At 62.3% G+C, this 3,912-nt stretch carries 3 protein-coding genes; all 3 read left to right on the top strand.

The features are described from left to right. A partial coding sequence (locus MUO23_10870; protein ID MCJ7513457.1) for a hypothetical protein occupies window positions 1–574 on the top strand: 574 nt, incomplete at its 5' end. 984 nt (window positions 575–1,558) lie between these two features. Continuing rightward, window positions 1,559–2,305, top strand: coding sequence for a hypothetical protein (locus MUO23_10865; protein ID MCJ7513456.1), 747 nt, complete (start codon window positions 1,559–1,561; stop codon window positions 2,303–2,305). Window positions 2,306–2,531: 226 nt separating this feature from the next. After that, window positions 2,532–3,074: a hypothetical protein gene (locus MUO23_10860; protein MCJ7513455.1), complete on the top strand. Its 543-nt coding sequence runs from the start codon at window positions 2,532–2,534 to the stop codon at window positions 3,072–3,074. The last annotated feature ends 838 nt before the right edge of the window (window positions 3,075–3,912 follow it).

Genomic DNA, 3,912 nt, shown 5'->3' with positions numbered 1-3,912 from the left:
GTCGGCAGGGCGGGAAGATGCGGGCGAGAGCCCATGGCGAATTGCTTTCGCCGGCTTGGCATCGGCCATTCTGGCGGTGGGGCTACTCTTGGGGCTTGTGCAGGGCATGCCCGACCGATATCAATGGAATAACCTGCTTGCTGTGCCCTACGGGGGCGAGGCCCGAGCGTCGCCTCTGGTGAGGTACATCTCTGAGCAGACTTCGCCCGGGGACAGCGTGCTTGTCTGGGGGAATCGGCCCGGGGTCAATTTCCAGACAGGCCGACCGGCGCCCTCGCGCTACCTGTTCCCGACCCAGGTCTTCCTCAATGACGGCCGAACCAGTGCCAGGTTGGACGAGCTCCTAGCGGCGATCGAACAGAAACGCCCGAGGCTTGTCGCCGAAGAAGTGGTCTCCGAAGTCGGTATTCCCCCACTCTTCTCCGCAGAAGGGGAAGGCTGCCGCCAGTGCTCTGCCGATGCCCTAAGGGCCTTGACGCGCCTGCGCGAGTACATGAACGCCAACTACGCCGCTGCGGAAAACGTAGGGGATTGGACTGTCCATCGCAGGCTGGATGCGCCAGCTGCCGACTAGCCGCCAACATCCTCTGTCTGAAGACCATTCTCACCTGTACGACCAGCTTCTTGGGCGTGAGGGAGATCACCAATCGCCTCTTGGTGGAGACGGATGAGGGGTCGTACCTTGTCGACACAGGATTGCGTACCGCCGACTGCGAACGGCCGCCCCGGCGCATCAGGTTCTTGGTCAACCTAAGCAGGGTTCAATGCGGCGTCCACGAACCTGAGATCGCCGCCTCAAGCAGCGTGGCTACGCGCCCGAACCCGTGTGCAACATCGCACTGACAAGCTTGCGCCCAGATCACCGCGAAGGCCCGCCTTCCTATGGGTGAACGTCTGTTGGAAGGAGTGCGACGCCGCCACGGATCCTCGCCCTTCGGCACGCATTGGTTGGGCCTGCCCGGAGCCCGCTCACTGGGGCTGCACGCCGCAATAAGTTCTCCACCAGGAACAGCCCAAGCCGTGGTTTGGTCTCGGCTGCATAGCGCCGCGCATACACGCATCTTGCATGTCTGTTTGCCCCATCACACGCCCGGACATTGTGAAGTGACTGTGATGGTGGACGACCATCGCCATCTCCACTCTGGAGAAGCATTCGCCCGCAACTACCCCAATGATCCCGTATGGATTCCCCAGGTGATTTGCTCAATTGGAATGGAGAGTGCTCCCCCCCGCTGGCGCGGAGGACCCTGGGGGACCTGCTTCGGCGCCACTCCGGGGAGGTCAGTGCATGTTGCTCCCATGCCCCGATCGCGTTCGAGCGGTTGCCCAGACGCTAGGGTCTCGCCTTCCCTATGGCCGGCTTGCAGACAGCCGCCCACCATCTCGGTGAAGCTGACTCGGCTGGGTGGGTCTCAGGGTGTGCTTGTCTTGCCCGCCGGCTTGGCCTAGAGTCCTGATAGGTTTGCCCGCTTCCGCCGAGCGGGATCCCTTTCAGGGCAATTCGTGGGGCTCGAGGCCGTTGGGGGACCTTGCCCCCTCACATGGAGGATCTTGCCACATGCCGAACATCGAGAGCATCGTTCGTCAGATCAACAGGGAGGTAGCGCCCCAATTTGAGGCAAGGTTGCGGGAGCACCTTGCCCTCCAAGACAGTGACTGGCTAATCGAGCAGATCGTCCGCCTCACGCTGGATGCCCATAGCCTTCATGAAATGGACCGCAGGCACCTACAGGAAGTCAAAGCTGCGAAAAGGCAAGAGAGAGTCACGCGCATTCGCGAGCATGTCTTCGACCGCGGAAAGCTCATCGCTTTCATTGATCAGTACTCTACCTACGACCGCGACACGCTCATTGGCCAGCGCTTCTTGTTGCCCTCCGTGCCCGACAAAGGGACGGACATACTGACCGACGAGTTTCGCACACCACAGGGAAACGAGCTTCTCCTCTTTGCCAAGGACCTTCTCTTTGCCCTCCTTTTCGGCGACGAGGGGACCGGTACCCAGTTCCATCGCATTCAGAGGGAGCTCCTCACCCTGGCCGTACCACGCGACAAGGCTGAGGCCCTCGATTTCATGAAAGCCACCACCGAGCTCAGCGCCCTCGGTACCTGGCAAGACCCCGAGCGGGTCTCGAACGACCAACGCGCCGACAACGTCCTGCTCGAGGTCGAATTCGGCGAGATCGAAGGCGAACTCGTCGGAGACGGCATCATCCGCGCTTTGAGCCTAATCAACAACCTCGAGATCAACGAACAGATCCTGTATGCGAGAATGATCAACGTGGAGCAGACCACGCTCATATCCTGAACGGACCCCGCTCATGGTCAGAAGAGCGCTTGGCAATCGGTGAAGCCGACTTGGCTGGCGGGCGGGAATCCAATGACATCTGGCATACATTGTGCCCCCGCGATAGAGGCGCCAAGCCTGAGCGCCGGGCAGCTTGGTTTGAGACCGTTAGGCGGCTCAGTCGCCACGCCGGGGCTTGCCTCGAGAGGCAGAAGCGCATGATGTCCAGAATGGTGGAGCGAAGCGCGTGACTGACAGGCCGCCAGCCTCTGTCTCCGCCGTTCTGATCCTGCTTCTGCTCAACTCCCTTGCTTGGCTGACGTTCGCCTTCATCGCTGCCGCCGCGTTGCACCCATCCATCCCGGAGGGGGACCCAATCCGGTGGGCCATGTCCCTGCTGGCGCTTCTCACCTCCGGCACGCTGATAGGACTGTGCGTCTTCATGAGGAGGCGCAGCAGGTTCGCCTACTACCTCACACTTGGACTGCTGGGCCTCCTAGCTCTCTTGACCGTTGCCGATGAGTTCGGATTCTCGGATCTGATCGTCCTGATCATCACCGTCTCGCCCTTCGCACTTCTCATCAAGGACCGAGCCTGGTACCTTCAGCGGAACCCGGCACTCCAGAACGAGAGTGAGCCGCCCAACACCTCATTGCCTGCCAAGGGCGCACATCGTCCCGATGTCCTCACCGCCCCCCGTTCGGGCCGCGATCCGCGGTGGCCCCGCCGGGGCGAGACGGCCTGCGGTGCGGCGCAGGTGTCGGGAGGCCGGGGTATGCGGCACGGCTGACGCACGAAAGGGTGAGGATGCTTGCGTCCTTTCTGGCAAGCGCGAGAGTTGGGGTAGCCCCGCGTCGCTGAGCGGATCGGCTCGAGTCCGGTGGACGCAGGAGAAGGCGTCAGCACTGCAGGACGAGAACCCAGACGCTCGCGCTGTGCATCCATTCACTATCTCCACCCCTCTTTGGGGTTGGCTCTTGATCGCGGCGGCGCTCTTGGCAATCGACGGGAGCGTGGTCGGCCTTGCTGCCAAATCCACTGCGCCGAGCTTACCCTCGCTTTCTTGCCACAAGCGCTTGTGCAGGAAGTCGCCAATCTGGCGATCGCTTCCCCGGCAGTGCTGATCCTTGCCGCAATGGCACATCGCGGCTCGCGGCCAGGCTGCCTTCTCTAGCTAGGCGTCGTCACGTTCACCGTATGCAACACCATGATCTGCATGTTCTCCATTCCGTTCGGAGCGCTGTTCCTGCTCCGGGTGGGGGTCTTGGGATTGTGCATCTATGCGCTGATCGGCGGCGTGGCGACGGCAGACCACAAGGCCGTCCAGGCCAGGCTTGCGAGCCGCCGGCGGGGGGGGCGCAAGCGGTGGCTTGGTTCCTGATCATTGTGGCGATCTTGTTCGGCTTCCTGTGGCTCTCAGAAGGCGTTCCTGGGCGCTGGCTGGCAGGACACCCCAGACCGTCACGGAGCTGGCTCTGCCGACCAACCGCGTCGATAGCCTGGACCTGGCGCTATTCGTACCGGGGTTATCATCAGTGGTGTGCTTCTCCAAAAGCGCGAGCCGCGGGCGTCCACGCTCGCGCCATCGTTCAGCGTCTTCTTGCGGTTGACTTGGGTGCCCATCCTGC

The organism is Anaerolineales bacterium (assembly GCA_022866145.1).
Taxonomy (GTDB): domain Bacteria; phylum Chloroflexota; class Anaerolineae; order Anaerolineales; family E44-bin32; genus PFL42.
The sequence above is the reverse complement of the archived record's forward strand: the minus strand, read 5'-3'. Positions and strand labels throughout refer to the sequence as shown.

Coding starts and splice junctions, on each gene's coding strand:
- MUO23_10865 (MCJ7513456.1), top strand. CDS start 1,559: ATGCCGAACATCGAGAGCATCGTTCGTCAGATCAACAGGGAGGTAGCG.